This window comes from Mycolicibacterium flavescens, assembly GCF_001722335.1.
Classification (GTDB): Bacteria; Actinomycetota; Actinomycetes; order Mycobacteriales; family Mycobacteriaceae; genus Mycobacterium; species Mycobacterium flavescens.
On record NZ_MIHA01000038.1, the window covers coordinates 1 to 24,993 of the forward strand.

The following is a 24,993-nucleotide window of genomic DNA, read 5'->3' on the forward strand; positions in this document are numbered from 1 at the left end:
TGGCTTCGGACATGCCCAACCTCCAGGCCACCAAAGCCTTGAGCGACTTGACCCCGGGGGCGGCGCCCAACAATCCGTCACGATCGATCTCGGCGACAATCTCCACGACCTGAGCATCGATGGCGTTGCGCTGCCCGCACAACTCCGCCAACCGGTCATACAACTCCAACAAGCGATCAACCCGACTCACCGCCGGAGCATCACCACAAGCCGTCGCCGAAGACATAACCCCATCATGCCAACACGGTCCGACAAAAAATTGCGCCGCGCGACTAGACCGCAGCGTTGGAGGCCGTCGCGTCGGACATAAGCACGCTCAGGTGCTGCCAGTAGATCCAGTCGGCGATGGCCGCACGTTGATCGACCGCCTCTGTCGCGGTGTGTGCGCGGTGGAGGGCGATCTCCTGGGCGTGGTCGGCGTAGGTGACGAAGGCTTCGAGTTGGACTTGAGCGCGGTCGGGGGCGTTACTGAGGAGAGGGCGGAAAACCTCGAACCACAGGTCGGCGCGCCTGTCTTCGGGAGGCTTCGCGTCAGTGGGCGACGGCGGCAGCAGATCGGTCAGACCGGCTGGGGTAATGGCTGCCAATTGTGTTGCCGCACTGGGCGCTATCACCTGGAGGCGATGGCGGCCTTCCATCTGGCCGCTTTCGGGGATGTCGTCGGGACGGAGAATGATCTTGGGTGCGCCGGGGTCGAATCCCTTGAACTGGTCCTCGGTGGCGATTACGGCGCGCAGCTCGAGGTTGTGGTGCTGGGCCCAGCCGTGGAGCGCGAGGATCGGATACGTCGTCCAAGTGCCACGCAGGTTGGCCGGGATGGATTCGTCGGCTGTGACCATGTGAACTTGGTCCGGGAGATTGACTCCTTCGGGGATATAGCCCAGTCCGTAGTTGTTGGCGACGACGATTGTCCCGTCCTTGGCCAATCCGGTGAGCCAGAAGAAGCCGATGTCGGTGATCCCGACGTTGAGTGCTGCGGCCACGCGCTGAGCGAGTTGCGCCGGGTCAGCGCTATTCGCGCGGCGCAGAGTCGCGGCGATGGCTTCGCGCTGTGCGCGCGCGGCCGAAACGGGCACGGGCGCGGGGGCTCCGACGGTGCTCGAGCCCGCCGCGGCGGCGGGCGGCACTACCGGACCGCCAGTGGCAGCCGGTGCGATCGGTGCCGCCGGCGGAGGGGTGGCCGGCGGACCGAGCTGAACCGGTGGGGCAGGGGCAGCACCGGCCGCGGGAGGAGGAGCGATTGGCGCCTGACCGGCGCCAGCAGGTGGGCCAGCCGCGGAAGGAGTTTGTGCCGGCGACGAGGCTGCCGGTGTGTCGGGAAGCGGGGGAGCCGTCGGTGGTTGCGCGATAGGCGCGGATGCCAACGGCGCGGATGGCTGTGGCGGTGGAATCGGTTGTTGCGCAGCGGCCTTGGCTGCGGCATCAGCCATGGACCGCTGGAACTCGGCGAGCTGCGCCTGGCTGGAGGTAGGCGTGGTGGGTGCGGTGAGACTCGCCGACGATGCGGCTGGAGTGCTGGGCGCGGATGGTGCGGCAAGGCCTGAGGAAGCGGACGACCCGGACGTTGCCGTCACAGGGCTCGACGGAGCACCGACACGCGGCGGCGCAGGTGGATTGGAGCCTCCACTGATAGGCGGTGCCATTGGAGCTGAGGGTGCTCCGGTGGCTGGAGGTCCAGATGGTTGCGGTGAAGTGCCCGATCCAGTTGGTTCATTAGGGATCGAATTGTCGGGATTCACCGATGGTGCGGGGGGTGCGCTTCTTCCAGGTGACTCGGCGTCGTCGCCAACGATGGGGTCTATCGGCTCCGGCGGTCCGTCCGCGGGTGGCGCGGGCGGGCCCTCCGGAATGGGAGATTCCAGGAACCCGTCCATGGGCACCCGGTTGCCAGCTGGCCTCGCAAGGAAGAGGTCATCCGTTTCCTCAGTTCTACCGTGGAGCATCTCGGTGTCTTGCTTGGCTGGTCCCTCCCCCTCGTTGTCCTCGCCGACGATTGGCGCAATCGTCCCTGCCGCATGCATGACAGTTGACCTGTTCTGCTTGCGTATTGCGGCGATACCTTCCTCGATGGCGCGCGTTTTCGCTTCCTCCGGCAGGTCTTCAAGGCCTTTGACCCAATCCAGGATCTGATTGGCGACTACAACCAGGTTTGAGATAGAGCTCTTAGCATCCTTGGTCGCTGCCGCGCCGTCTCGGAACAGGTCGGCTGAAGCGTTCAGGCGCTGCTTAACTGATTCAAGATCGTCGATGCGCTGGTTGAGTGCCCCGTTGGCAGAGGTGGCCCCAAGCCCTGACCAAATGCCAACCCCGCTGAACAGATTGGAGCGCTCACCTTCTGCTGTTTCTATAGAAGCTCCTAGCGATTCGGATGCGTCTTGGAAGGCCTGTCGGCATGAGTCGAGGACATCCTCATCAACCTCTGGCCATGTACCCAAAGGAGTTGTGAGGCCGTAGGGATCATCGGGCCTGGACATTCCCATATGTCAACCTTCTGCTGCCCTACAGGCGTTATAGACAGTGGATGCTGCCGCACCTCCGGCGGACGCGAGGTAAGAATCTGCGGACGTGTATGAGGGGAGTGCTGCGGCGTAGGCGCGACGGTACTGTGCCGAAAAGATCATGAAATCCTGGCTCACCGCGTTTTCCGTCCGCCCGGCTAGCTCAAGGGCTTGATCGGAGAACTCGTTGAACGATTCGATCGTTCCGTCGATGATCCTCCTTTGATCGGCGGTCCACTGACTAGCGGGAATCGCTGAATCCAGAGACTGCCAATCTGTTGTTTCGCGGTCGAGTTTGCTTAACAGACCTTCCCAGTCGGCACAAACCGGATCGGTGGTGCGCATGAAGCGTTGCGCGTCATTCGGATCGCTCAAAGGCGCAGTGGCGACTGGGTCTGTTCGGGCGGGGATCAGCGGAGAACGAGCGGCTGCCGACTTGAAATCGATTGCGTCACATGCGTAAACGAGAGCAGCGCTGCTATTTGTCATGACGCGGGCAAGACTCTCGTCTTCGGGTGTGTAATTCGATAGCGATTCGCTGTATGCCCGAGCGTACGCGATGAACTGTTCGTAGAATTCGCGCATTACCCGGTGGGGTGTCAACCGAGCAAGGGGAACTGTCTGCTGCGCCGCGACTAGCGCAGCCTTCTGCACCTCTTCGTATTGAGCGCGCTGTTCGGAGGTCCACTGGCTTCCCGGCACCGACGAATCGCGTCGATTCCATCCCTTCCTCTGGATTCCACCGAAGGTTTCAATGATCGGTCCCCACGCTGCGCAGCTCGGATCCTCGGTGATGATGTTGACCGGCCCTTTGTCATCGGCGCTTGCGAGACCATAGGTCTCACCGGGTGGGGTCGGATCGTCACCGCCGCTGTTGCCTGATGTCACTGAAATCGTCACTGCTGCAGTCACTCCGACGACGGCGAGCAAGGCGACAGCTCCGAGTGCCCATTTCCAGCCGTTGCGCTTCTTCGGCGGTGGACCGGGCGACCATTGCTGCTGGGGCCACGGCGGTTGCTGTGGCGGCGGACCCCACTGCCCTGGATTCCCCTGCGGCGGACCGTAATTGCCGGGCGGATGACCCTGCGGCGGGGGGCCCTGTGGGGGCGGACCTTGCGGTGGGTAGTTCACAGTGCGATCTCCGGTCGCTCAGGTTTCACATTCGGCTCAGTCTTCTGTCCAGCCAATGATTCTGGCGTCCGCTTGCCTGTTTCAGGCCCCGGCGCTGCCTGCTCGTCAGCCGGCGCATCCACAATCGTGGGCTCTTGCTCGGCTGGACTCTCTTCGTCCTTGCCGACCGTCTCCGACAGTTGACTGGCCTGTTGCACCGCCTGTTGCGCGGCCTGCTGGACCGCCTGCGGGACGGCACCAAGCATGCCGCCCATCTGCGTCGAGGCTTGTGCCGCCTGTTGTGCCATCTGCACCGGCGTCTGGATCCCCTGACCGGCCTGCGGCGCGCTGGCCGACACCTGCTGGACGCCTCCGACTGGTGAACCTGCGCCCGTCGCAGGCGCGGTACCGGTAGAACCACCGCCTCCCGTGGCCGGTGCGCCGCCCCCTGGGGTTCCACCGCTGGCCGCTTCCTCGAACAAACCCAGCCGCTTCAGGATGTCCTCGGCAATCTGCCGGTCCACCGCGTCGTACGTGTTCGCTGCGTTGATCACGTTCTGCGCGTACCGCGCCAGCGCTTCTTTGGCGACCGGCATCTGTGTCAGCACCGGATCGACGACTTCGGCCACTTTCGTCGCGATCGCGGTCGACAGTGCGTCACCGCCTGTCGGACTGTAGGACGCGGGAGGTTCAGGGATGTCGTTCGCGAGCGCCTGCAGCTTGCCACCGGACTTCGCAACGAGTTCGGTGTCGACCCGCAAGGTCTCAGTCATCGTCTCTCCGCATAGCGATCAACTCCGCCAGAAAAAAGCGACGTCCAAGCGTCACCGATGAAAATGCTACCTGAGCAGCAATGCCCTCCACTCCGCCAATCTTGGGCCATTCCGCGAGTCAATAGCGCCTCGCACCAAGCGCCTATCCGCCTCCAGCCACCTCCGACGAGTTACTCTTCTCTGGCGATAATCAACGTGGACCGCGCAGGCCAAAAGTAAATTCCCATTTCTGCCAGCAAACGTCAGGTTTCGGTTGAACAGTAATAAAGAGCAAACAGATCGACATCCCTCTCGACTAACGTTGACCCCGTGGCCGACCCCGATCCCAAAGCCCTCGACAACCTTTTCACCGAGCTGCTGAACACCGAAGACGACGCACTGCGCGCGGCCCGCGAATCCGCCGACGCCGCCGGTATGCCCGCCATCGAGGTCTCCGCCCAGCACGGCAAGCTGCTCCATCTGCTGACCACGATGGCCCGGGCCACCCGAGTCCTGGAGATCGGCACCCTCGCCGGGTACAGCACCATCAACCTCGCCCGCGGCGTCGGGGCCGACGGTCACGTCGTCACCCTCGAGTACGAGTCCCGCCACGCTGACGTCGCCCGCGACAACCTCGAGCGCGCCGGCGTCTGCGACCGCGTCGAGATCATCGTCGGCACCGCGCTGGACACCCTGCCCACCCTTGCCGACCGCGGCGACACCTTCGACCTGACCTTCATCGACGCCGACAAGGAGAACAACAGCGCCTACGTCGAATGGGCGGTCAAGCTCGGCCACCCGGGCTCGATCATCGTCGTCGACAACATCGCCCGCTTCGGCCGCGTCCTCGACCCAGCCCCCGACGACCAGCAAGCCCGCGCCGTGCGCGACATGCTCAAAATGATGGGCCAGCACCCCCGCCTCGAAGTCGCCGCCATCCAGACCGTCGGCACCAAAGGATGGGACGGCTTCGCCCTCGCCCGCATCTCCTGACGCCACGGTGATCGTCGATTCGGCGATCCGCAGCCCCGCCGTGTGCTAGCAAGAGCCAACGAAACCGCCAGGGGGCAACCATGAAGTCATTCGCCATCGTCATCGCCGGCTGTACCGCCCTCACCCTGGCACCCGCCGCCAACGCCGACCGCCCCGAGCCCGTCCCGATGTACGGCTACTACAACGCGCTGATCGACCACTCCCGTCAGACGTTCAACGGTCTGCCCGCCGCGTCGGACCCCTCCACGTTTCTGGGCCTTTTCACCACCAACTGCGACGTGAACGGATGCCTGTCGCGCTGGCTCCGCGAGACCGAGATCACCCAGAACCCGAACGCACCAGCTGAATTCGAGTACCGCTGGAACAACGACCGCTGGGAATCCGGCGGCGACTACCCGTTCTATTGCAATCCCGACGGCAGTGGCGGCATCGTGAACACCCAACGCTCGGAGTGGCTCAAATCCAACGGCGACGGCAGCTTCTTCGGCGAACGAACGTTCGTCGTCCCCGCCCCCGGCTGCCCTGGACAAGGTCCCGGCACCTACTGGCTGCCGATCTCGTTGACGCCCATCGACCCTCCGCCGCCCCGCTGACCGTTTAACGCTGACCGTTGCCGGGCATCAGCCAGGCATGGACCTCGGATTCCGCCGCGGCATGCCGACGGTCGAACTGCACTGCGCCGCCCCGCGCGAAGCGGTGTGGGACGTCATCACCGACCTCGACACCTGGCCGCAATGGGGTCCCACCGTGTCGGGCGCCGAACTCAAGGAGCCGGGCCCGCTGCGGCTGGGCTCGGAAGGCAACGTCGTGACCCCGGTGGGGCTGAAGCTGCCGTTCACCATCACCGAGTTCCGCCCCCGCCGCTGCTGGGCGTGGCAGGTCGCGGGCGTCGGAGCCACCCGCCACGAGGTGTTCAGCGAGGGCGACGGCTCCCGCATCGTGTTCGCCGTGCCCCTGTGGGCGACCGCCTATCTGCCCGTCTGCGCGCTCGCGCTACCGCGCATTGCGCGGCTCGCCATCGACCGTCGCTAACCGCAGACCGCGCCGACGGCCGCCGACCCGACCAGCTTGGTGTACTTGGCCAGCACGCCGGTCGTGTACCGCGGCGGCAGCGGCTCGAAACCCGCCTTGCGTGACTCGAATTCGGCCTCGTCGACCAGGATGTCGAGTGTCCCGTTGGCGACGTCGAGCCGGATGCGGTCACCGTCGCGCACGAACGCGATCGGCCCACCGTCGACGGCCTCCGGCGCGATGTGCCCGACGCACAAACCCGTCGTCCCGCCGGAGAACCGTCCGTCGGTCATCAGCAGCACATCCTTGCCCAGGCCGGCACCCTTGATCGCGCCGGTGATCGCCAGCATCTCGCGCATCCCCGGTCCGCCCTTGGGGCCCTCGTAGCGGATGACGACGACGTCGCCGTGCGTGATCGTCCCGTCCTCCAGCGCGTCCAGCGCTGCCCGCTCGCGCTCGAAAACCCTTGCGGTGCCTTCGAACACGTCCGAGTCGAAGCCCGCCGACTTCACCACCGCGCCCTCCGGGGCGAGTGAACCGTGCAGGATCGTGATGCCGCCGGTCGGGTGGATCGGGTTGTTCATCGCCCGCAGCACCTTGCCGTCGGGGTCCGGGGGAGCGATGTGCGCCAGGTTCTCGGCCATCGTCTGGCCGGTCACCGTCAGGCAATCGCCGTGCAGCAGACCGGCATCCAGCAGCGCGCGCATCACGACGGGCACACCGCCGATCTCGTCGACGTCTTTCATCACGTGCCGGCCGAACGGCTTCACGTCCGCCAGGTGCGGCACCTTCTGCCCCACTCGGGTGAAGTCGTCCAGCGTCAGCGTGACGTTGGCCTCGTTGGCGATCGCGAGCAGGTGCAGCACCGCGTTGGTGGACCCGCCGAACGCCATGACCACCGCGATCGCGTTCTCGAACGCCTCCTTGGTGAGGATGTCGCTGGCGGTGATCCCGCGGCGCAGCATCTCTACGACCGCCTCACCGGAACGGCGGGCGAAGTCCTCGCGCCGCTTGTCGACCGCCAGCGGAGATGCACTGCCCGGCAACGACATTCCGAGTGCCTCGGCCGCGCTCGCCATGGTGTTGGCGGTGTACATGCCGCCGCAGGCACCCTCGCCCGGGCAGATCGCGCGCTCGATGATGTCGACGTCCTCACGCGACATCAGCCCGCGCGCGCACGCCCCGACCGCCTCGAAGGCGTCGATGATCGTTACTTCCTTCTCGCTGCCGTCGGTCAGCTTGGCCACACCCGGCATGATCGACCCGTTGTAGAAGAACACCGATGCCAGATCCAGTCGCGCCGCGGCCATCAGCATGCCCGGGATCGACTTGTCGCAGCCGGCCAGCAGCACGGTGCCGTCGAGGCGCTCGGCCTGCACGACGGTCTCGACGCTGTCGGCGATCACCTCGCGCGACACCAGCGAGAAGTGCATGCCCTCGTGGCCCATGGAGATGCCGTCGGACACCGAGATGGTGCCGAACTCCAGCGGGTAACCGCCGGCCTCGTGCACCCCGCTCTTGACCGATTGTGCGAGCCGTTGCAGCGACATGTTGCACGGGGTGATCTCGTTCCACGACGATCCGACACCGATCTGGGGTTTGGCCCAGTCGTCGTCACCCATCCCGACCGCCCGCAGCATCCCGCGGGCGGCGGCCTTCTCCAGGCCGTCGGTGACGTCGCGACTGCGAGGTTTGATATCCGGAGTGTCTGAGGGCATCAGCCGATTATGCCTTCGGCGTTTGCCCCGAACAAAACCGTTTCAATACCCCACTGGGGTATTCGGTACGCTGGGCGGCATGTCGACGTTGATCACCCGTCTCGCTGCCGCCCTCGTCGCGTTCGCCGCCGCACTGCTGGTGTCGTCGTGCTCCAGCCCCGCCTCCGACGGCCACACCGATCACGAGCACCCCGACGAGCCGGTGATCACCGGTGAGCCGGCCGGCTACAACGCCGACGACGTGGCGTTCGCCACCAACATGATCCCCCACCACGAGCAGGCCGTCGAACTGTCCGCGCTCGTGCCCGAACGCTCCACCAACCCCGAGGTCCAGGCGCTGGCCGAGCAGATTTCCGCCGCGCAGGGACCCGAGATCCAGATCATGAAGGTCCTGCTGGTGCAGTGGAAGGAGAACCCCGACTCCGGCACCGGTCACGAGGCCCACGGCGCCGAGATGCACGGCATGGTCGACGAGGCCACAATGACCCGGTTGAAGTCACTTTCCGGCGCCGAGTTCGACACCCTGTGGTTGCAGTCGATGATCAGCCACCACGAGGGGGCCGTCGAGATGGCCAAGGCCGAGCTCGCCAACGGGGAGAACGTCGACGCCAAGCGGCTCGCGCAGACGATGGTCGACACGCAGCAGGCCGAGATCAACCAGATGAACCAGATGCTGGGAGGCTGAATGACTGGGGCGCACGGCTATTCGCAGCAGAAGGACAACTACGCCAAGCGACTGCGCCGCATCGAGGGGCAGGTCCGCGGCATCGCGAAGATGATCGAGGACGACAAGTACTGCATCGACGTGCTGACCCAGATCAGCGCCGTCAACAGCGCGTTGCAGTCCGTCGCGCTCGGGTTGCTCGACGAACACCTCGGCCACTGCGTGTCCCAGGCCGTCGCCGAGGGCGGTGATCAGGCCGATGCCAAACTCGCCGAGGCGTCGGCGGCGATCGCGCGCCTGGTGCGCTCCTAGCCGAGCGCGTCGTCGATACGCGCGACTTTCGCGGTCAGCTGACCGGTGTGCCCGGGCCGGATGTCGGCCTTGAGCACCAGGCTGACCCGCGGCGACACCGCCGCCACCGCGTCGACCGCCCGCTTCACGACGTCCATCACCTCATCCCAGTCGCCCTCGATGTTGGTGAACATCGCGTTCGTCTCGTTCGGCAGGCCCGAGGCGCGCACTACCCGCACCGCCTCGGCGACGGCGTCGCCGACGCTGTCGTCGCCCCCGGTGGGGCTGACGCTGAACGCGACGATTACTGCTTGCTGAAGCCGGTCGGGCGGACGATGAGGATCACCCGGTCGGCCTTGTCGGCGGGCGGTTCGGTCAACGGCCCGTCGTAGCGGTCGTTGAGCTGCAGGTAGAAGGCGCCGGTCGGGTCGGGTTCGATCGCCTCGACGACGCCGCGCACCTCGAGGTAGCGGTACGGATTGTCCGGATCGCGCACCGACATCGCCACCGCCGGCTGCGCCTCGATGTTGCGGTACTTCTGGCGCTTGGTGGTGTGGGTGAAGCGCAGCACCTCGCCGTCCCACGCGAACCACATCGGGTTGACCTGCGGAGTGCCGTCGGGCCTGACCGTGGCCAGGTGCCCGTACAGCGGGAGGTGGAGAAGATGCTCGTATCCGTCGGGAACGGCGACCATGAGTGATCCTTCCGGGTTGGGGCGTGGCTTTACTCATCATGTAACCAACCAGCGGCCCGCTCCGATGAACTACGCAGGTCAGAGTGGCCGACCGGGTGCCGAGCGCACGCCGGTGACGGTTCTCGGACCGGGCGCTGTGCCACACTGGACAAAGTTCTGTGACTGGGAGGTCCTGTATGCGAAGGCCGATGCGTAGCCGCCTGCTCACCGCCGTCATGGCGGCAGGGCTGGTCGGCGGAATGGTCTTGAGCACCCCGTCGGCGCTGGCTCAGCCGCCGGCACCGCCGCCGCCGGCACCCATAGATCCGGCCGTCGCGCCGGCCCCGCCGCCGGTGAACCCGTTCGCACCGCCGCCGCCGGCCGACCCGTTCGCCGCTCCCGCGGTGCCGCCGCCGGCCGAGGCGCCGCCCGCGCCGCCGCCTGCCAACCCGTTCTTCGCGCCTCCGAACCCGATGGCGCAGCAGCAGCCGATCCCCGAGGGCACACCGGCCGGGCAGAACCCGACGCCCTACGTCGGTGCGCCGGTGTTCGCGCCACCGTCCTTCAACCCGACCAACGGGTCGATCGTCGGGGCGGCCAAGCCCATCTACATCAACTTCCAGCGGCCGATCGCCAACCGCAAAATGGCCGAGGACGCGGTCCACATCTCGTCGAACCCGCCGGTCCCCGGCCGGTTCTACTGGACCAGCGACACCCAGCTGCGTTGGCGCCCGCAGGACTTCTGGCCCGCCGGCACCGTCGTCAACATCGACGCCTCCGGCACCAAGTCCACGTTCAGCGTGCCCGAGCAATTGGTCGCCACCATCGACGACTCCACCAAGCAGATGGAGATCCACCGCAACGGCAAGCTCGAGAAGACGTTCCCGGTGTCGATGGGCAAGGCGGGCAACGACACTCGTAATGGCACCTACTACGTGCTGGAGAAGTTCCCGGACATCGTCATGGACTCCTCCACCTACGGGGTGCCGGTCGACTCGGCCGAGGGCTACAAGCTCAAGGTGAAGAACGCCGTGCGCATCGACAACCAGGGCATCTTCGTGCACAGCGCGCCGTGGTCGGTCGGATCCCAGGGGGAGGAGAACGTCAGCCACGGCTGCATCAACCTCAGCCCGGCCAACGCGCAGTGGTTCTACGACAACTTCGGTTCAGGCGACGCGGTGGTCATCAAGAACACCGACGGCGGTCTCTATAACCAGCCGGACGGCGCGTCCGACTGGCAGATGTTCTAAGCCCATTTGGTGCACCGAGAGTCGGGTTTTTGGCGTGAATCGCGTGAAATCCCGCGAGAAAGTCGACGCTCGGTGAGGTGCGTGGCCCTCGTGCACCGAGAGTCGGGTTTTTGGTGCGGATCGCGTGAAATCCCGCGAGAAAGTCGACTCTCGGCGCTACAGCCGCGAACGCGAAAGGCGCACCGCTCCAAAAGGCGCAAGGGCCCCGGGGGCTCAGTTCCAGATGCGGACCCGCCGCTGCGGGTCGAGGTACAGCGCGTCGTCCTCGGTGACGTCGAACGCCTCGTAGAACGCGTCCATGTTGCGGATCACGCCGTTGCAGCGGAACTCCGGCGGCGAATGCGGATCGATCGCGAGCCGTCGGATCGCCTCGGCGTCCCGGGATTTCGTGCGCCATACCTGCGCCCACCCGAAGAACACCCGCTGCTCGCCGGTCAGCCCGTCGAGCACCGGCGCCGGCTCACCCTTCAACGACAGCCGGTAGGCCAGCAGCGCGATCGACAGCCCGCCGAGGTCGCCGATGTTCTCGCCGACGGTGAACGCGCCGTTGACGTGGTGGCCGTTGCTCAGCTGGCGGGGCACGTACTCGTCGTACTGCTCGATCAATTTTTTGGTGCGCGAACCGAATTCGGTGCGGTCCTCGTCGGTCCACCAGTCGACGAGGTTGCCGTCGCCGTCGTATTTGGCGCCCTGATCGTCGAAGCCGTGGCCGATCTCGTGGCCGATCACCGCGCCGATACCACCGTAGTTGGCGGCGTCGTCGGCGTCGGCGTCGAAGAACGGCGGCTGCAGAATCGCTGCGGGGAAGACGATCTCGTTCATCCCCGGGTTGTAGTACGCGTTGACGGTCTGCGGCGTCATGAACCACTCGTCGCGGTCCACCGGCGCGCCGAGCTTGGCCATCTCACGCTCGTACTCGACGGCGTAGCCGCGCCGGTAGTTGCCGTAGAGGTCGTCACGCTCGATCACCAGCGCCGAGTAGTCGCGCCACTTGGCGGGGTAGCCGATCTTCGGCGTGAATTTGTCGAGCTTGGCCAGCGCCTTCTCCCGCGTCTGCGGCGTCATCCAGTCCAGTGAGTTGATGCTGACCCGGTAGGCTTCGCGGATGTTGTCGACCAGTTCGTCCATCCGCTCCTTGGCCTTGGGCGGGAAATGCCGCTCCACGTAGAGCTTTCCGACCGCGTCGCCCATGAGGTTCTCGACCACTGAGACCGCGCGCTTCCACCGGTCGCGGATCTGCTCGGTGCCCGAGAGTCGACGGCCGTAGAACGCGAAGTCCTCGGCGACCAGTTCGTCGGTCAGCAGGAACGCGCGGGCGTGGATGACCCGCCACCGCAGCCAGTTCTTCCAGTCCTCGAAGTCGCCGCCCGACCACGCCTCGGCGAACGCGGTCAGGTAATCGGGTTGGCGTACAACGACTTCGGCGGCCTTCTCGGGTGTGGTACCCAGCGCGGTGACCCAGCCGGCCCAGTCGAAGCCGGGTGCCTCGTCGGTCAGGTCGGTGAACGCGCGCAGGTTGTAGGTCAGGTCGGCGTCCCGGCGCTTGACGACATCCCAGTGCGACGCGGCCAGTTTGGTCTCCAGCGCGACGATGCGCGCAGCGGTCTCCTCGTGGTCACCGAACCCGAACACCAGCGTGAACATCGCCGCGATGTGCTGCGGGTAGGCCGCCAGGATCTCGGCGTGCTGCTCGTCGCGGTAGTAGGACTCGTCGGGCAGCCCGAGCCCGGACTGGCTCATGTGCAGCAGGTAGCGCGTCGAGTCCTTGGAATCGGTGTCGACGTAGACGCCGGTGCCACCGCCGACGCCGGTGCGCTGCAACTGCCCGAGCACCCGGGCGAGCTGCTGCGGCGTCCCGGCGCCGTCGATCGCGGCCAGCTCGTCGAGCAGCGGCTGCACACCGCGGTCCGCGACGGTCTGCTCGTCCATGAAGCTGGCGTACAGGTCGCCGATGCGCTGCTCGTCGGTGCCGGGCGCCGCGCCCGACGCGGCTCCGGTGATGATGTCGCGGACCTGCTCCTCGGCCCGGTCGTACAGCGACCGGAAGGCGCCGTCGGTGGCGCGGTCACCGGGCATCTCGTACTCGGTGAGCCAGCGGCCGTTCACGTGGCCGAAGAGGTCGTCCTGCGGGCGGGCCTCAGCGTCGACGTAGCTGAGGTCGATACCGGATTTGATTGCTTCAACCGTCACCCCACCAGGGTGCCAGAACCCCAGCAACGCCGAGCCCGCCCGCCGGCCCGGTACCCTCACGCGCATGCCCGACGACGAGCCCACCGGAACCGTGGATGGTCCCGTCTTCTCCCGCTACGGAATCGCGTCGACCGTGCTGGGGCTGATCGCGGTGGCCGCGGTGGCGCTGGCCGCGCTGATCTACACCCAGCACCGCAGCGACGCCGACGAGCTGGCGTACCGCACCCGCGTCCTGCAGACCGCGGCCGAATGGACCGGCGTGCTGATCAACATGAACAAGGACACCGTGCAGGCCGACATGGCCGAGCTGCACGAGGGCACCGTCGGCCAGCTCAACGCCGACTTCGACGCCGCCGTCGAGCCGTACCGGAGGCTGGTGCAGACGCTGCAGTCGCGCACCACCGGACAGATCGACTCGGTGGCGGTCGAATCCATCTACCACCCGCCACCCGGTCCCGACGGTGCCCGACCGTCCGGGCGTCAGCCGGAGATGTCGGAATTCGCCTCGCGCACCGACACCGTGATGGTGGTGGCGACGTCGGTCAGCGAGAACGCCGGCGACGAGAAGCCGAAGACCGTGCGCTGGACGCTGCGCCTGGACGTCTCCGACGTCGACGGCGACCTGAAGATCTCGCGGCTGGAACCGATCCGATGAGGAACGCCTGGCGGGTCGCCGCCTTCGACATCGCGGCGCCACTGGCGGCGATCGCGGCGCTGATCTACATCGGCATCGCGCTGGCCTGGCCGCTGTGGTGGGTGTCGCTGTGCTCGGTGCTGTGCCTGCTGATCGTCGAGGGCGTGATCGTCAACGTGGTATCGGCGCGCCGCGACGCGGTCACTGTCGGCACCGACGACGACGGACCAGGTCTGCGGCTCGGCGTGGTCGCGGTCGCCACCGCCGCGGTGGCCGCCGCGGTGCTGGTCGGCTACCTGAAGTGGACGGTGCCCGACCGCACCCTGCGCAACGACAGCGCGGACGTCGTCGGCATCGCCAGCAGCGTGGCCGAGGCGTCGGCGACCTTCACCCCGCAGAACCCGACCGCGTCGATCGACCGCGCGGCGGCGCTGATGGCACCCGACCGCGCCGAGGCGTTCAAGAACGAATTCACCGCGGTGGCAAGGGATTTGACCAGCCGCAAGGTGTCCGCGCAGGCGAGCACGGTGTCGGCGGGCGTCGAGGCGATCGGCCCCGGCGCCGCCAGCGTCGCGGTGATCCTGCACGCCACCCAGAACTCACCGGGCAAGCCGTCCGACACCGCGGTGCTCGCGCTGCGGGTGACGTTGGCCAAGAGCGACGGGCGCTGGCTGGTCGAGGACGTCTCGCCGATCCACTCGCGTTGAGCCGTCAAGTCGCGCGGGCGCTCAGAAACGCCCGCCGCCCAGGAGTCGGGCGTGGTCGACCTTGATGCAGCGGTCCATCACCACCTGCAGGCCGGCGGCCTCGCCGTCGCTGGCGATCTGTGGGTCCCACAGACCCAGTTGCAGCCACAGCACCTTCGCGCCGACCGCGATGGTGTCGGCGAGCACCTCCGGCAGGAAGTCGCGGCGGCGGAACACGTCGACCAGGTCGGGCACCACGGGCAGGTCGGCCAGCGACGGGTAGACCGGGGTGCCGTCGACCTCGGTGATCGTCGGGTTGACGAGGTAGAGGTCGTAGCCGCCGGCGGCCTTCAGGTACGTCCAGATCTCGTGGCTGGCGCGCGCCGGGTTGTCCGAGGCGCCGACGATCGCGATGCTGCGGGTGTCGCGCAGGATCTGGGCGAGGTCCATCAGCCGTCGGTGCCCTGACGGGCCGACCGCATCCGGCCGAAGCGCTCCGAGAGCCGCTTCATCCGCACCATCAGCGCCGCCGACGGGCTGGTCTGGCCGTGCAGGAACTGGGCGAACTCGTCGGCAGGCACGCCGATGCGCGACGCGAACTCCTGCTGCCCCAGCCCGGAGTGGTCGAGCAGCATCCGGATGTGGCGGGCCACCTCTTCGCGCTCGTTGGCCTCCAGATGCTCGCGGGTCCGGGTCAGCACCTCGGACAACGCCTTGGACACCCCGTAGGGGCGGGCGGTCTCGAGCACCTCTTCGACCTGGCGTGCGGTGCGGCCGAACGGGTCACGCTTGATCGCGGCGACGATGCGCTGCCAAACGGCCAGGTCGTCGGTCTCCAGCGCCGCGCGGATCGCCGACGTCGGCCAGAATTCGACGGGCCGCTCGTCGGCCGACTGCCGGGCGCCCTGCTGCGGCGGGCGCGGATCGGGCTCGCGACGGCGAATGTCGGACGTCACCGTCACCTCGCCTCCTCCAGCATCGCGACCGCCACCGACAGGCAGCGCTCCTTGACCTTCGCCCACTCCGCCTCTGCCTCAGGACCCGACATGCGGGTGTCGTGCTCGTCGGAAGGTTGCGGGTCGGCCAATCGGCGGACCAGTTGCGTGGCCACCCACTGCTTTCTCGACTGCTGTCCACAGTAGTACCGGTCCATCCCGGCCAGTACTTCCGCGGCCGTACGAGTGTCCATCGACTCGACCAGATCGGCAAACTCGGCGAAGTCGCGGGTGGTGTTGCGGCACATGATCAGGTAGCTCTTCAGTCGCAGGGTCTCCGCGCCGGTCGGGATCTGCAGCCGGTCGCCGGTCGGCAGCTGGACGTTGGTGGTCTCCATCGGGCTGCGCCGTTCCACCGGGGCCCGCGCGAAATCGGTCTCGGTGGCCAGCGCGTCGAGCGCCACCGACAGCCGGCCGTTCCACATCGTCACCGGGTGCACCGGCAGCCGGGTCGCGGTGGTCACCGCGGTGCTGCCCGACGTCCCGGCGCGGTGCGTGCCGTTGAGCCGGTCGGCGCTGCGCATCTTCGCGACCGGTCGGCAGCCGGCCAACGCCAGCGGGTCGGTTACCGTAACTGCCTGCGGAGCAAGGTTTTTCAGCTTGGCCGCCGACTTCACCGCCATCCGCAGTTCGGATCCGGTCGGTGCCAGCGACGACAGGTCGTCGGGGATGATGATCAGGTCGAGGTTCTCCACCTTCGGCAGCGGCTTCTCGAAGTCCACCGACGGCAGGATGAGGTCCAGCCAGCGTGGCAGCCACCAGTTCCACTCGTCGAACATCGCCATCAGCGCGGGCACCAGCACCAGCCGCACCACGGTGGCGTCCACCGCGATCGCCACCGCACACGCCACCCCGAGCTGGGCCACCAACGGCATCCCGGCGAACGCGAACCCGGTGAACACCGCGATCATGATCAGCGCCGCGCTGGTGATGGTGCGGGCGCTGGTGCTCACGCCGTAGGCCACCGCGTCGCGGGTGTTGCCGGTCTGCAGATAACGCTCGCGGATCCGGGTCAGCAGGAAGATCTCGTAGTCCATCGACAACCCGAACGCGATCGCCAACACCAGCGGCGGGATCGTGCTGTCCAGCGATGAGATCGGCTCCAAGCCCAACGGTTCCAGCCAACCCCACTGGAACACCACGACCAGGCTTCCGTAGGCGGCCGCGACCGACAGCACGGTCATCAGCACGCCCTTGACGGCCAGCACCGGCGAACGGATCGCCACCAGCAGCATCAGGAACGCGATCACCGCGACGAACACGAACACCAGCGGCTGGGTGGCCGACACCCGGTCGTCGAAGTCCTTGATCAGCGCGGTCGGCCCGCCGACGTCGATCTGCACGTCGCCGAGATCGGGCACCTTCGGCAGCTCGGCGCGCATCCAGTCGATGGTCTCGCGCGCGCCCATGTCCTCCGGGTCCACCGAGAGCACCGCCGACAGCAGCGCGTGCCGGTAGTCCTCACCGAACGCCGCCGGGCTGACCGAGACGACGTTGGGCGCCTGGGCCATCCGCTGGCGCACGGTGTCCAGCAGCGGCTCCTTGGCCGGCGCCGACGCGGCGTTGCCCTCGGGGAACGACACCAGCACCCGCACCGGGCCCAGCGCGCCGGGACCCAGGGCCTCGGCGGCGGCGTTGACGCCTCCGCGGATCTCGTGGGTGGGCTCGAACTGGCGCTGCATGCTGTTGCCCAGCACCATCGAGAACGCGGGCGCGGCCAGCGCGAGCAGCAGGGTGGAGGCTGCCAGCGCCGAGACCCACGGCCGGCGCATCACCCACCCCGTCCAGCGGGTCCAGAACCGCGACTGCGAGGACTCCGAGCGCCGGGAGAAGTGCAGGTACGACGACCGTTTGGCCGCGGCCCGGCCGAAGGTGGCCAGCACCGCCGGGGTCAGCGTGGTGGCGGTCAGCACCGCCACTGCGACGGCCAGGATGGCGCCGGTCGCCATCGACACCAGCACCGGCGTCTGGATCAGGTAGATGCCGGTCACCGACGCGATGACCGTCACCCCGGACAGCACCACCGCCAGCCCGGACGTCGCCATCGCGGCGTCGGCGGCCTGGTCGGGGTTGCGGCCGGCGCGCAGTTCCTCGCGGAACCGCATCAGGATGAACAGCGAGTAGTCGATGGCCACCGCGATGCCGAACATCGACACCGTCGACGTCACGAACACCGACATCGCCGTGTACATCGACAGCAGGTAGACCACGCCCATCGTCACCGCGACGGTGCAGATGCCGAACAGCAGCGGCATCGCCGCGGCGGCCAGCGAGCCGAACACCGCCAGCAACACGATCAGCACGATCGGCAGGTTCCACTTCTCGGCCTGCGCGATGTCGTGTTTGGTGGCCTGCGTCGCGGCCGCGCCCAGCGCGCCCTGCCCGATCACGTAGGCCTTGACCCGGCCGTCCTCGAGTTCGCCGGGGTCCTCGCCCTGGATGCCGATCTTCTGGCGCAGCTGCTTGGCGACGTCGACGGCGCCGGTGTTCTCGAAGTCCAGTTGTAGCGTGATGACGTACGGGCGGTCGGGCTGCGGCGGCGGCTGCCCGGCCGCGCCCGGCGGGTTGGGCATCACCTTCACGCTGGGCACCTCGGCGGCGATGCGTTCGAGTTCGGCCACCGCGCGGTTCATGTCGTCGAACGACGCGTCGGCGCGCGGGGCGGCCACCAACGCCAGCGGAGAGGATCCCTGGTCGGGGAAGTGCTCTTCGAGTTCGCGCTGCACACGCAACGACTGGGAGCCTTCGACCTCGAAGCCGCCACCGGTCAGGTGACCGGACTGGGTCAACGCGAGGTAGATCGAAGGGGCCAACAGAAGCAGCCATACGGCGAACACCGCCCAGCGATATCTGCGCAGGTTGCTGCTCAAGCGCATCATGAACTGCTGTATCGGAACTCCCCGCTTTCTGCCCGGCGTTGCGTGCCCGAAGCGTACAACAGCGTGAGGTAGGGTGACCTGCTCTTCAGTCCGCCCTGAGGTAGCCCTCACGCTGCTCTAATGCAGTTCTCGTGAATCGTCCCCGGACCGTTACCGCGGCTGTGGCCGGACTGCCTTTCAACTGTACGTTTGCCCGCTGAATTGGCGGCGCCGAGCGCGCGGATGGCAGGATGAACGCTGGCCGTTTCGCCGTCGGGGACAAGTTGCTGTCCATTGCGAGTGTGTTTGCGATGTTCGTCATCCGTTCGCAAACCGTTAGGAGTTGTCCATGAACACGACCGTGCGCGCGATGCGCCGAGGATTGTTCGCGACGTTCGCTGTCAGCGCCGCGGGCGGGGTCGCGGCGGCGGTCCTGGCAATCCCGTCGGCGCCGTCGGCGACCGCCGCCCAGGACCCGTGCGCGGCCAGCGAGGTGGCCAAGACCATCGGCTCGGTGGCCAACTCCACCGGCGAGTACCTCGAGGAGCACCCGCAGACCAACCAGGTGTTGACGACGCTGGCCAAGCAGCAGGCCGGGCCGCAGTCGCTGGGCGCGCTCAAGAGCTACTTCGACGCCAACCCGGCCGTTGCCAAGGACATGCAGCAACTGCAGCAGCCGCTGACCAGCCTGTCGGGCAAATGCAACCTGCCGCTGACCATGCCGCAGCTGCTCGGGCTGATGCAGGCGGCGCAGCAGAACACGGCCGCCGGGAGTTTGCCCGCGCAGTTGCCGACGGCGCACAGCGCGGGGCTGCCCGCGGCGGGCGGGTCCTCGCAAACACCTGCGGCGACGACAATTTCGCAGGGCGGCACGCCGCTGCCAGGGTCGGCGATCGCCGGTCTGCCCTGATCCAGGCGACGCGCAGCTACCCGCCGAGCCACCCCTGACCTGGGGTTTCGGAGTTTCTCACGATTCGTTGAGCGCAAGGCAAGAAAGTCGGCCGACATTCTGCTTAGCTTTTCAGCGTTGGTTTCATTCGGTAACCGGCCTGGTTACGGCCACACCACTTGTGATGAAGGAGCCTGTCCATGTTGCTCTCGGCCCGTATTGCGCGACGTGCGGTAGCTGGCGCGGTCGGCACCGGCGCAATTGCCGGTGCGATGTTCTTCGGTGCGATGCCCACGGCCGGCGCTGAGCCGCCCAACTGCACGGCGGCCGACCTCGCCGGTGTGGCTTCCGGCGTCTCGGCGGCGACGTCCGCGTACCTGTTCACCCACCCGGACGTGAACTGGTTCTTCACCAGCCTCGAAGGACTCCCGCGCGAAGAGGTCCGAACCAAGGTGCAGGACTACCTGAACGCCAACCCCCAGACCAAGGCCGAACTGACCGGGATCCGCCAGCCGCTCGTCGACATCAAGAACCGCTGCGGCGACATCGACGGCGACGGCCTGGCCGACAGCTAGGCCTGCGGCCGGTTGACACCTGAGCCGGCCACGCACCACGACGGTGCGGGCCGCACCGTGCTCATGGTCGACGACGACCCGGACGTACGGACATCGGTTGCGCGCGGACTGCGCCACTCGGGGTTCGACGTCCGGGTCGCTGCGTCCGGCAAGGAGGCACTGCGACTGCTGTCCAACGAGTCTCACGACGCGTTGGTGCTCGACGTGCAGATGCCCGAACTCGACGGCGTCGCGGTGGTGACCGCGCTGCGCGCGCTGGGCAACGACATCCCGATCTGCGTGTTGTCGGCGCGCGACACCGTCAACGACCGCATCGCCGGGCTGGAAGCCGGCGCCGACGACTACCTGACCAAACCGTTCGACCTCGGCGAGCTCGTCGCGCGGCTGCACGCGCTGCTGCGCCGGGCCAGCCATTCCGAGCAGCAGTCCGACACGATGACGGTCGGACCGCTGACCATCGACACCGCCCGCCGGCTGGTCTTCGTCGAGGGTGAGCGCGTCGACCTGACCAAACGCGAATTCGACCTGCTGGCGGTGCTGGTGGACAACGCCGGCGTGGTGCTGAGCAGGCAGCGGCTGCTCGAAATGGTGTGGGGCTACGACTTCGACGTCGACACCAACGTCGCCGACGTGTTCATCTCGTATCTGCGCCGCAAGCTCGAACGCGACGGCATGCCGCGGGTGATCCACACCGTCCGCGGGATCGGGTACGTGCTGCGCGAGGAGTCGTGAGGGCGCCGCGATTCCTGCGCTCGGCGTCGCTGCGCACCAGGGTGGCGGTCGCGTCGGCGGCCGCGGCCTCCGCCGTCGTGGCCGCCTTCCTGATCCTCACCTCGGTGGTGCTGGCGACCAACGATGAGCTGCAACTGGATCGGCGGCTGGACTCGATCGTCGACGCCAGCATGTTCCCCGACCAACTTCAAGATTCGCGCCGCGGTGTGCTGACCACCGGCCGCTCGCGGTCCTCGGGTCAGGTGGTCTTCCAGCGCGGCTTCCAACTGCCCCCGCTGCCGCCGGGCACCGACACCGTCGAGGTCAACGGAGTCGAGTACCGGGTCCGCACCGTCAACGTCAACGAGGACGGCGGAATGCTGGTGTCGATCGGTATCCGCGCCGACAGTATCCTGTTGAGCCCCAGGCGGATTCCGCTCTACACCGGGGTCGGGCTGGTGACCGTGCTGATCGCGGCCGGGCTGGGCTGGCTGCTCGCCGGCCCGGCGATCCGGCCGCTGCGCCGACTCACCGAGCACACCAAGATGTTGGGGGAGGGCAGCGACGAACTGCCCGAGGTCCGCGGGGTGCGCGAAGCCGAGGACCTGTCCGAGGCGATGGCGGCGATGCTGGCCCGGTTGGCCGCCGCGCAACAGGTCACCACCAACTCGCTGCAGGCCGCGCAGGACTTCGCGGCCAACGCCGCCCACGAACTGCGCACACCGCTGACCGCGATGCGCGCCGACCTGGACACGCTGCGCATCCACGATCTGCCCGCCGAGGAACGCGACGAGGTGGTCGCCGACCTGTCCCGCGCGCAGCGCCGCGTAGAAGCCATCATCACCGCGCTCGGACAACTCGCGTCGGGCCAGCTGGCGCAGGCCGAGGACCGCGAAATCATCGTCGTCACAGAACTTTTGGACCGGGTCGCGCGGGAGAACGCCCGGCTGAGCGAGGCGGTGGAGATCGTGGTGGAGGCCGACGACGACCTGGGCACGATCTGGGGCTGGCCGGGTGGGCTGCGGCTGGCGGTGGACAACCTGGTGCGCAACGCGGTCACCCACGGCCGGGCCGGCCGCATCGTGCTCGCCGCGCACCGGCAGGGCCCGGTCATCACGATCGTCGTCGACGACAACGGCTGCGGGCTGCCGGTCGAGGAGCACACCGCGGTGCTGGGCCGGTTCTCCCGCGGCAGCACCGCGGTGCAGGGCGGATCGGGGTTGGGGTTGGCGCTCGTCGCGCAGCAGGCCCGGCTGCACGGCGGCAGCATCGAGCTGTCCGACGGCCCGCTGGGCGGGTTGCGGGCGACGTTGACGGTGTCAGCGACGGGCCAGCAGGACGACCCCGGCGCGCCAGCCGAGAAGTAGCACCGCGGTCGAAAGTGATGCCACCACAATGAAACTCGGTGCGGTGCCGGCGTTGGTGAGCTTGCGCAGCAGCATGCCGACGACGATCGTGGCGACCCACACCGCGACGCCGGTCGGCACCAGCGCGTACGGCCGCCGCCAACCGAGCGACAGCACCCAGCCGACCGCGGCGCCGACCACGAACGGCCATGCGGTGCCGGCGATCCCGGTGAGGGTCAGCCCCTCGGCGTGACTGCGCCTGCCGACGGTCGCGAACACCAGCAGGCACGCGACGTCGGTGGCCAGCGCGGTCGCCGCGACGCGCATCAGGGCTCCTCGCAGGCGTCGGGATCGACGTCGGTCTCGGTGCGGAACATGAAGAAGAACACCACCCAGCCGATCGCGGCGATGAAGATCCAACTGATCAGCCGGTAGATCAGCATCGCCGAGATCGCCGACGCCAACGTCATCCCGCTGGACACCAGGCCGGGCACCAGCACCGCCTCGACCACCAGCAGCCCGCCGGGCATCAGCGGTATCGACCCGACCGCGCGGGCCGCCACGTACGCCACGATCACGCCCAGCAGCGACGGCCGCCCGCCGGCCGCGTAGCAGGCGAACAGCAGCGTGCCCACCCCGGTGACCAGCGTGAACATCGACCACGTGAAGGCCACGCCGAGCTGGGCGCGGCTGAGTTTGACCGACTCCAGCTGGGCCAGCGTCTCGCGCCACTTCGTCACGCCGTTGTCGGACGGCTTGGCGCGCAGGTAGTTCACCCACGACAGCACGCGCACCCCGATGCCGTCGAGCAGGTCGGGCCGCGACGCCACCGCCTGCGCCAGCACGATCAGCATGATGAACCCGGCCAGCGTGAAGATCAGCGAGAACGGGTTGTGCTTGGCGCCGAGGAAGAACGCGCTGCCCAGGCCCAACAACGCCAGGCTGGTGACCTGCAGCGCACCGGACATCACCAGCTGCCACGACGCGATCACCGGGGTGGCGCCCCACATCCGCTGCTGGCGGTAGATGAACGTCGCCGAGAGCACGGGCCCGCCGGGCAGCGTGGTGCTCAGCGAGTTACCCGCATAGAACGCCGCCTGCGAACGCCACTGCCGCACCGGCACGCCCGCCGAGCGCAGCAGCTTGCGCTGGATGTCGCCGAAGAAGTGCATGGACGCCAGCGCGCAGCCGATCCCGGCCGCCACCCACCACCACTGCGCGGTGTAGAGGCTCTGCCACGCCTTGGCCAGCTGGTCCCACACCAGGCCGAGTTCGACGGCCAGCACGACGACCGCGACGCCGAGGATCGCCCACCGCAGCCACCAGTACTTCCCGCGGACGGTCTGCTGACCGGTCCGCGGGGCTGCCCTGGCGGGCACATCGTGGGCCACGACCGTAAGAGTAGAGCGTAGCGTGGCCGATTCCAGACATCCGATGATCAAGTAGGCGGGCCGTTACGCTATCGGGATGCCCGCCGGCTCATCCCTGGATCCCATCGGTGACGCGGCGGTGCCGCCCGTGGTCCGCAAGGCCGCGGCCTGGTCGTGGCGGCTGCTGCTGATCTTCGGTGCCATCCTCGTGCTGCTGTGGACGGTCAAACGGCTCGAGATCATCGTCGTACCGGTCGCGCTGGCCACCATGCTCGCCGCGCTGCTGATGCCCGCCGTGGACTTCCTGGACCGCCGCGGCGCGCCCCGCGGCGGGGCGGTGGCGCTGATGCTGCTCAGCGGGTTCGCCGTGGTCGGCGGGATCCTGTCCTTCGTCGTCAGCCAATTCATCGAGGGCGCACCGGAATTGACCGAACAGGTCAGCCGCAGCATCGACGGTGTGCGGACCTGGCTGATCGACGGGCCGCTGGGGCTGAGCCGCGAACAGATCGAGCGGTCCGGCGACGCGGCGATCGAGGCGCTGCGCGACAACCAGGAACGGTTGACCAGCGGCGCGCTGTCGACCGCGGGGACTGTCACCGAGATCGTCACCGGCGCCCTGCTGGTGTTGTTCACGCTGATCTTCCTGCTGCAGGGCGGCCGCAACATCTACGAGTTCGTCACCCGGATCTTCCCGGTCGACGTGCGGGAGCGGGTGCGCGACGCGGGCCGCGCCGGGTTCCACTCGCTGATCGGCTACATCCGGGCGACGTTCCTGGTCGCGCTGGTCGACGCCGTCGGCATCGGCGCCGGCCTGGCCATCATGGGGGTGCCGCTGGCGCTCCCGCTGGCGTCGCTGGTGTTCCTCGGCGCGTTCATCCCGCTGGTCGGCGCGGTCATCACCGGTTTCCTCGCGGTGATCGTCGCGCTGATCGCCAAGGGCCTGGTCTACGCGCTGATCACGCTCGGGCTGATCATCGCGGTGCAGCAGCTGGAAGGCCACGTGCTGCAGCCGCTGGTGATGGGCCGCGCGGTGTCCATCCATCCGCTGGCGATCGTGCTGGTGATCGCCGGCGGCGGCGTGCTCGCCGGGATCGTCGGCGCGCTGCTGGCGGTGCCGGCGCTGGCGTTCATCAACAGCGCGATGCGGGTGCTGCTGGCCCGTGACCCGTCGGCGGAGAAACAGGCGCTCGACGAAGACGACGGGCCGCTGGTCAAAGCCGAGGCCGACGAGGTTGCCGAAAGCTGACCGCCGGGAAGCCGACCGCTACAGCCGGCCCTCGCGGCGCAGCAGATCCTGTGCGCTCACCCCGCCGCCACGACGCTGACGGTCGTCGTCCTCGCGGGTGTTGAGCTTCTCGGTCGCGGCCTCCACGTCTTTCGGCGGGGTCGGGATCGCCGTCGTCGCGTCGGGATCCTGCGACGGGGTCGGGATCGCGGTCGTCGCCTCGTTGCCGGTGTCGGCGGGCGCCGGTCGCTGCGCGCGCGGCGGGCGCTGCCCCCGGTTCTCCGGCGGCGGGGGCGCGGAGGTTCCGCGCAGCTCACCGAGCCACGACTCGATCTCGCGTTCCATGGTTGTCGACGTCGATGACCATGTAGTCCAGGGGTGTTCGCGAAGTTGGAGGCCGCGCTGCTCTATACGACGCGCGAACTGCCGAACGACCCGTCGGCCGCCCCTCGAACCGAAGCAAAGCCGTCGCGGCGGCCAACGCCTCCACGTTCCCCCCATGCCCATTGACGAAGACCAGCCGCGACGCCCACCGCGACGCTGACCGCCCGAAC

26 protein-coding genes and 2 pseudogenes are annotated in these 24,993 nt (G+C 67.9%); 13 read left to right on the forward strand and 15 right to left on the reverse strand.

The features are described 5' to 3' along the window. From BHQ18_RS28015 to BHQ18_RS30230, 4 genes and pseudogenes are all read right to left on the reverse strand, one after another. Nucleotides 1-226, reverse strand: a pseudogene (locus BHQ18_RS28015) (hypothetical protein); the annotation flags it as partial. Between the two features lie 46 nt (nt 227-272). Continuing rightward, the gene (locus BHQ18_RS29385; RefSeq protein ID WP_234794354.1) at nt 273-1,076 is read right to left on the reverse strand and encodes an EspK C-terminal domain-containing protein; all 804 of its coding nucleotides are present in this window, start codon (nt 1,074-1,076) and stop codon (nt 273-275) included. A gap of 1,407 nt (nt 1,077-2,483) precedes the next feature. Next, on the reverse strand, nt 2,484-3,428 hold the full coding sequence (locus BHQ18_RS29390; protein ID WP_234794355.1) for an ESX-1 system-associated protein: 945 nt from the start codon (nt 3,426-3,428) through the stop codon (nt 2,484-2,486). Nucleotides 3,429-3,625: 197 nt separating this feature from the next. Further along, entirely contained in the window at nt 3,626-4,381 is a 756-nt protein-coding gene (locus BHQ18_RS30230) for a type VII secretion target (protein WP_069416907.1), read from the reverse strand. A gap of 309 nt (nt 4,382-4,690) precedes the next feature. Here BHQ18_RS30230 and BHQ18_RS28030 point away from each other — a divergent pair, with 309 nt between their 5' ends. The 3 genes from BHQ18_RS28030 to BHQ18_RS28040 all read left to right on the forward strand — a co-directional run bounded on the left by BHQ18_RS28030 (nt 4,691) and on the right by BHQ18_RS28040 (nt 6,385). After that, the gene (locus tag BHQ18_RS28030; protein WP_069416908.1) at nt 4,691-5,353 is read left to right on the forward strand and encodes an O-methyltransferase; all 663 of its coding nucleotides are present in this window, start codon (nt 4,691-4,693) and stop codon (nt 5,351-5,353) included. An 80-nt stretch (nt 5,354-5,433) separates the two neighbouring features. Beyond that, entirely contained in the window at nt 5,434-5,946 is a 513-nt protein-coding gene (locus BHQ18_RS28035; protein WP_069416909.1) for an MBOE_33420 family protein, read from the forward strand. A gap of 37 nt (nt 5,947-5,983) precedes the next feature. Further along, entirely contained in the window at nt 5,984-6,385 is a 402-nt protein-coding gene (locus tag BHQ18_RS28040; protein WP_069416910.1) for an SRPBCC family protein, read from the forward strand. On the opposite strand, the gene ilvD is transcribed toward BHQ18_RS28040, so the two are convergent. Further along, nucleotides 6,382-8,082: a dihydroxy-acid dehydratase gene (ilvD, locus tag BHQ18_RS28045; protein ID WP_069416911.1), complete on the reverse strand. Its 1,701-nt coding sequence runs from the start codon at nt 8,080-8,082 to the stop codon at nt 6,382-6,384. The two genes, BHQ18_RS28040 and ilvD, sit on opposite strands and share 4 nt — an antisense overlap. A gap of 79 nt (nt 8,083-8,161) precedes the next feature. Here ilvD and BHQ18_RS28050 point away from each other — a divergent pair, with 79 nt between their 5' ends. Together BHQ18_RS28050 and ricR are read left to right on the forward strand one after the other, a co-directional pair. Then, complete coding sequence (locus BHQ18_RS28050) at nt 8,162-8,767, forward strand: DUF305 domain-containing protein (protein WP_069416912.1); 606 nt, start codon at nt 8,162-8,164, stop codon at nt 8,765-8,767. After that, nucleotides 8,768-9,058 carry a copper-sensing transcriptional repressor RicR gene (ricR, locus tag BHQ18_RS28055; RefSeq protein WP_069416913.1) on the forward strand — a complete coding sequence of 97 codons (291 nt, stop codon included), beginning with the start codon at nt 8,768-8,770 and terminating at the stop codon, nt 9,056-9,058. It begins immediately after the preceding gene. On the opposite strand, the gene BHQ18_RS28060 is transcribed toward ricR, so the two are convergent. After that, nucleotides 9,055-9,342, reverse strand: a complete 288-nt coding sequence (locus BHQ18_RS28060; protein ID WP_069416931.1) for a thiamine-binding protein — start codon at nt 9,340-9,342, stop codon at nt 9,055-9,057. The two genes, ricR and BHQ18_RS28060, sit on opposite strands and share 4 nt — an antisense overlap. Continuing rightward, nucleotides 9,342-9,731 (reverse strand): PPOX class F420-dependent oxidoreductase, encoded by a 390-nt coding sequence (locus BHQ18_RS28065; protein ID WP_069416914.1) that lies wholly within the window; start codon nt 9,729-9,731, stop codon nt 9,342-9,344. Before BHQ18_RS28065 ends, BHQ18_RS28060 begins: the two co-directional genes overlap by 1 nt. Nucleotides 9,732-9,907: 176 nt before the next feature. Between BHQ18_RS28065 and BHQ18_RS28070 the strand changes: the two genes are divergently transcribed. Next, nucleotides 9,908-10,960 carry a L,D-transpeptidase gene (locus BHQ18_RS28070; protein ID WP_069416915.1) on the forward strand — a complete coding sequence of 351 codons (1,053 nt, stop codon included), beginning with the start codon at nt 9,908-9,910 and terminating at the stop codon, nt 10,958-10,960. Nucleotides 10,961-11,173: 213 nt separating this feature from the next. Here the strand turns inward: BHQ18_RS28070 and BHQ18_RS28075 are convergent, their stop codons facing one another. Further along, complete coding sequence (locus BHQ18_RS28075; protein WP_069416916.1) at nt 11,174-13,150, reverse strand: M13 family metallopeptidase; 1,977 nt, start codon at nt 13,148-13,150, stop codon at nt 11,174-11,176. Between the two features lie 64 nt (nt 13,151-13,214). Between BHQ18_RS28075 and BHQ18_RS28080 the strand changes: the two genes are divergently transcribed. After that, nucleotides 13,215-13,805: a hypothetical protein gene (locus BHQ18_RS28080; RefSeq protein ID WP_069416917.1), complete on the forward strand. Its 591-nt coding sequence runs from the start codon at nt 13,215-13,217 to the stop codon at nt 13,803-13,805. Beyond that, nucleotides 13,802-14,491 (forward strand): hypothetical protein, encoded by a 690-nt coding sequence (locus BHQ18_RS28085; RefSeq protein ID WP_069416918.1) that lies wholly within the window; start codon nt 13,802-13,804, stop codon nt 14,489-14,491. Before BHQ18_RS28080 ends, BHQ18_RS28085 begins: the two co-directional genes overlap by 4 nt. Before the next feature lie 21 nt (nt 14,492-14,512). Here the strand turns inward: BHQ18_RS28085 and BHQ18_RS28090 are convergent, their stop codons facing one another. Genes BHQ18_RS28090 through BHQ18_RS28100 form a run of 3 tightly spaced genes read right to left on the reverse strand, consistent with a single transcriptional unit; the run spans nt 14,513 to nt 18,344 of the window. Then, nucleotides 14,513-14,920, reverse strand: coding sequence for a CoA-binding protein (locus BHQ18_RS28090; RefSeq protein WP_069416919.1), 408 nt, complete (start codon nt 14,918-14,920; stop codon nt 14,513-14,515). Then, the gene (locus BHQ18_RS28095; RefSeq protein ID WP_069416920.1) at nt 14,920-15,432 is read right to left on the reverse strand and encodes a transcriptional regulator; all 513 of its coding nucleotides are present in this window, start codon (nt 15,430-15,432) and stop codon (nt 14,920-14,922) included. The genes BHQ18_RS28090 and BHQ18_RS28095 overlap by 1 nt, the downstream gene beginning before the upstream one ends. Next, nucleotides 15,429-18,344, reverse strand: coding sequence for an MMPL family transporter (locus tag BHQ18_RS28100; RefSeq protein ID WP_069416921.1), 2,916 nt, complete (start codon nt 18,342-18,344; stop codon nt 15,429-15,431). The genes BHQ18_RS28095 and BHQ18_RS28100 overlap by 4 nt, the downstream gene beginning before the upstream one ends. A gap of 328 nt (nt 18,345-18,672) precedes the next feature. Here BHQ18_RS28100 and BHQ18_RS28105 point away from each other — a divergent pair, with 328 nt between their 5' ends. The 4 genes from BHQ18_RS28105 (at nt 18,673) to BHQ18_RS28120 (ending at nt 21,865) form a co-directional block, all read left to right on the forward strand. After that, nucleotides 18,673-19,233 (forward strand): hemophore, encoded by a 561-nt coding sequence (locus BHQ18_RS28105; protein WP_069416922.1) that lies wholly within the window; start codon nt 18,673-18,675, stop codon nt 19,231-19,233. Nucleotides 19,234-19,412: 179 nt separating this feature from the next. Continuing rightward, the gene (locus tag BHQ18_RS28110) at nt 19,413-19,787 is read left to right on the forward strand and encodes a heme-binding protein (protein ID WP_069416923.1); all 375 of its coding nucleotides are present in this window, start codon (nt 19,413-19,415) and stop codon (nt 19,785-19,787) included. Between the two features lie 63 nt (nt 19,788-19,850). After that, nucleotides 19,851-20,519, forward strand: a complete 669-nt coding sequence (locus BHQ18_RS28115) for a response regulator transcription factor (RefSeq protein ID WP_205866209.1) — start codon at nt 19,851-19,853, stop codon at nt 20,517-20,519. Beyond that, the gene (locus BHQ18_RS28120) at nt 20,516-21,865 is read left to right on the forward strand and encodes a sensor histidine kinase (protein WP_069416925.1); all 1,350 of its coding nucleotides are present in this window, start codon (nt 20,516-20,518) and stop codon (nt 21,863-21,865) included. The genes BHQ18_RS28115 and BHQ18_RS28120 overlap by 4 nt, the downstream gene beginning before the upstream one ends. Here the strand turns inward: BHQ18_RS28120 and BHQ18_RS28125 are convergent. Further along, nucleotides 21,818-22,171, reverse strand: a complete 354-nt coding sequence (locus tag BHQ18_RS28125) for a DUF3054 domain-containing protein (protein ID WP_069416926.1) — start codon at nt 22,169-22,171, stop codon at nt 21,818-21,820. The genes BHQ18_RS28120 and BHQ18_RS28125 overlap by 48 nt on opposite strands. Next, nucleotides 22,171-23,235 carry a lysylphosphatidylglycerol synthase transmembrane domain-containing protein gene (locus BHQ18_RS28130; RefSeq protein WP_069416927.1) on the reverse strand — a complete coding sequence of 355 codons (1,065 nt, stop codon included), beginning with the start codon at nt 23,233-23,235 and terminating at the stop codon, nt 22,171-22,173. The genes BHQ18_RS28125 and BHQ18_RS28130 overlap by 1 nt, the downstream gene beginning before the upstream one ends. A gap of 76 nt (nt 23,236-23,311) precedes the next feature. Here BHQ18_RS28130 and BHQ18_RS28135 point away from each other — a divergent pair, with 76 nt between their 5' ends. Further along, complete coding sequence (locus BHQ18_RS28135; RefSeq protein WP_069416928.1) at nt 23,312-24,460, forward strand: AI-2E family transporter; 1,149 nt, start codon at nt 23,312-23,314, stop codon at nt 24,458-24,460. 18 nt (nt 24,461-24,478) lie between these two features. On the opposite strand, the gene BHQ18_RS28140 is transcribed toward BHQ18_RS28135, so the two are convergent. Together BHQ18_RS28140 and BHQ18_RS30695 are read right to left on the reverse strand one after the other, a co-directional pair. After that, the gene (locus BHQ18_RS28140) at nt 24,479-24,784 is read right to left on the reverse strand and encodes a hypothetical protein (protein ID WP_069416929.1); all 306 of its coding nucleotides are present in this window, start codon (nt 24,782-24,784) and stop codon (nt 24,479-24,481) included. 88 nt (nt 24,785-24,872) lie between these two features. Then, nucleotides 24,873-24,993: pseudogene (locus tag BHQ18_RS30695) on the reverse strand (mycofactocin biosynthesis peptidyl-dipeptidase MftE); the annotation flags it as partial.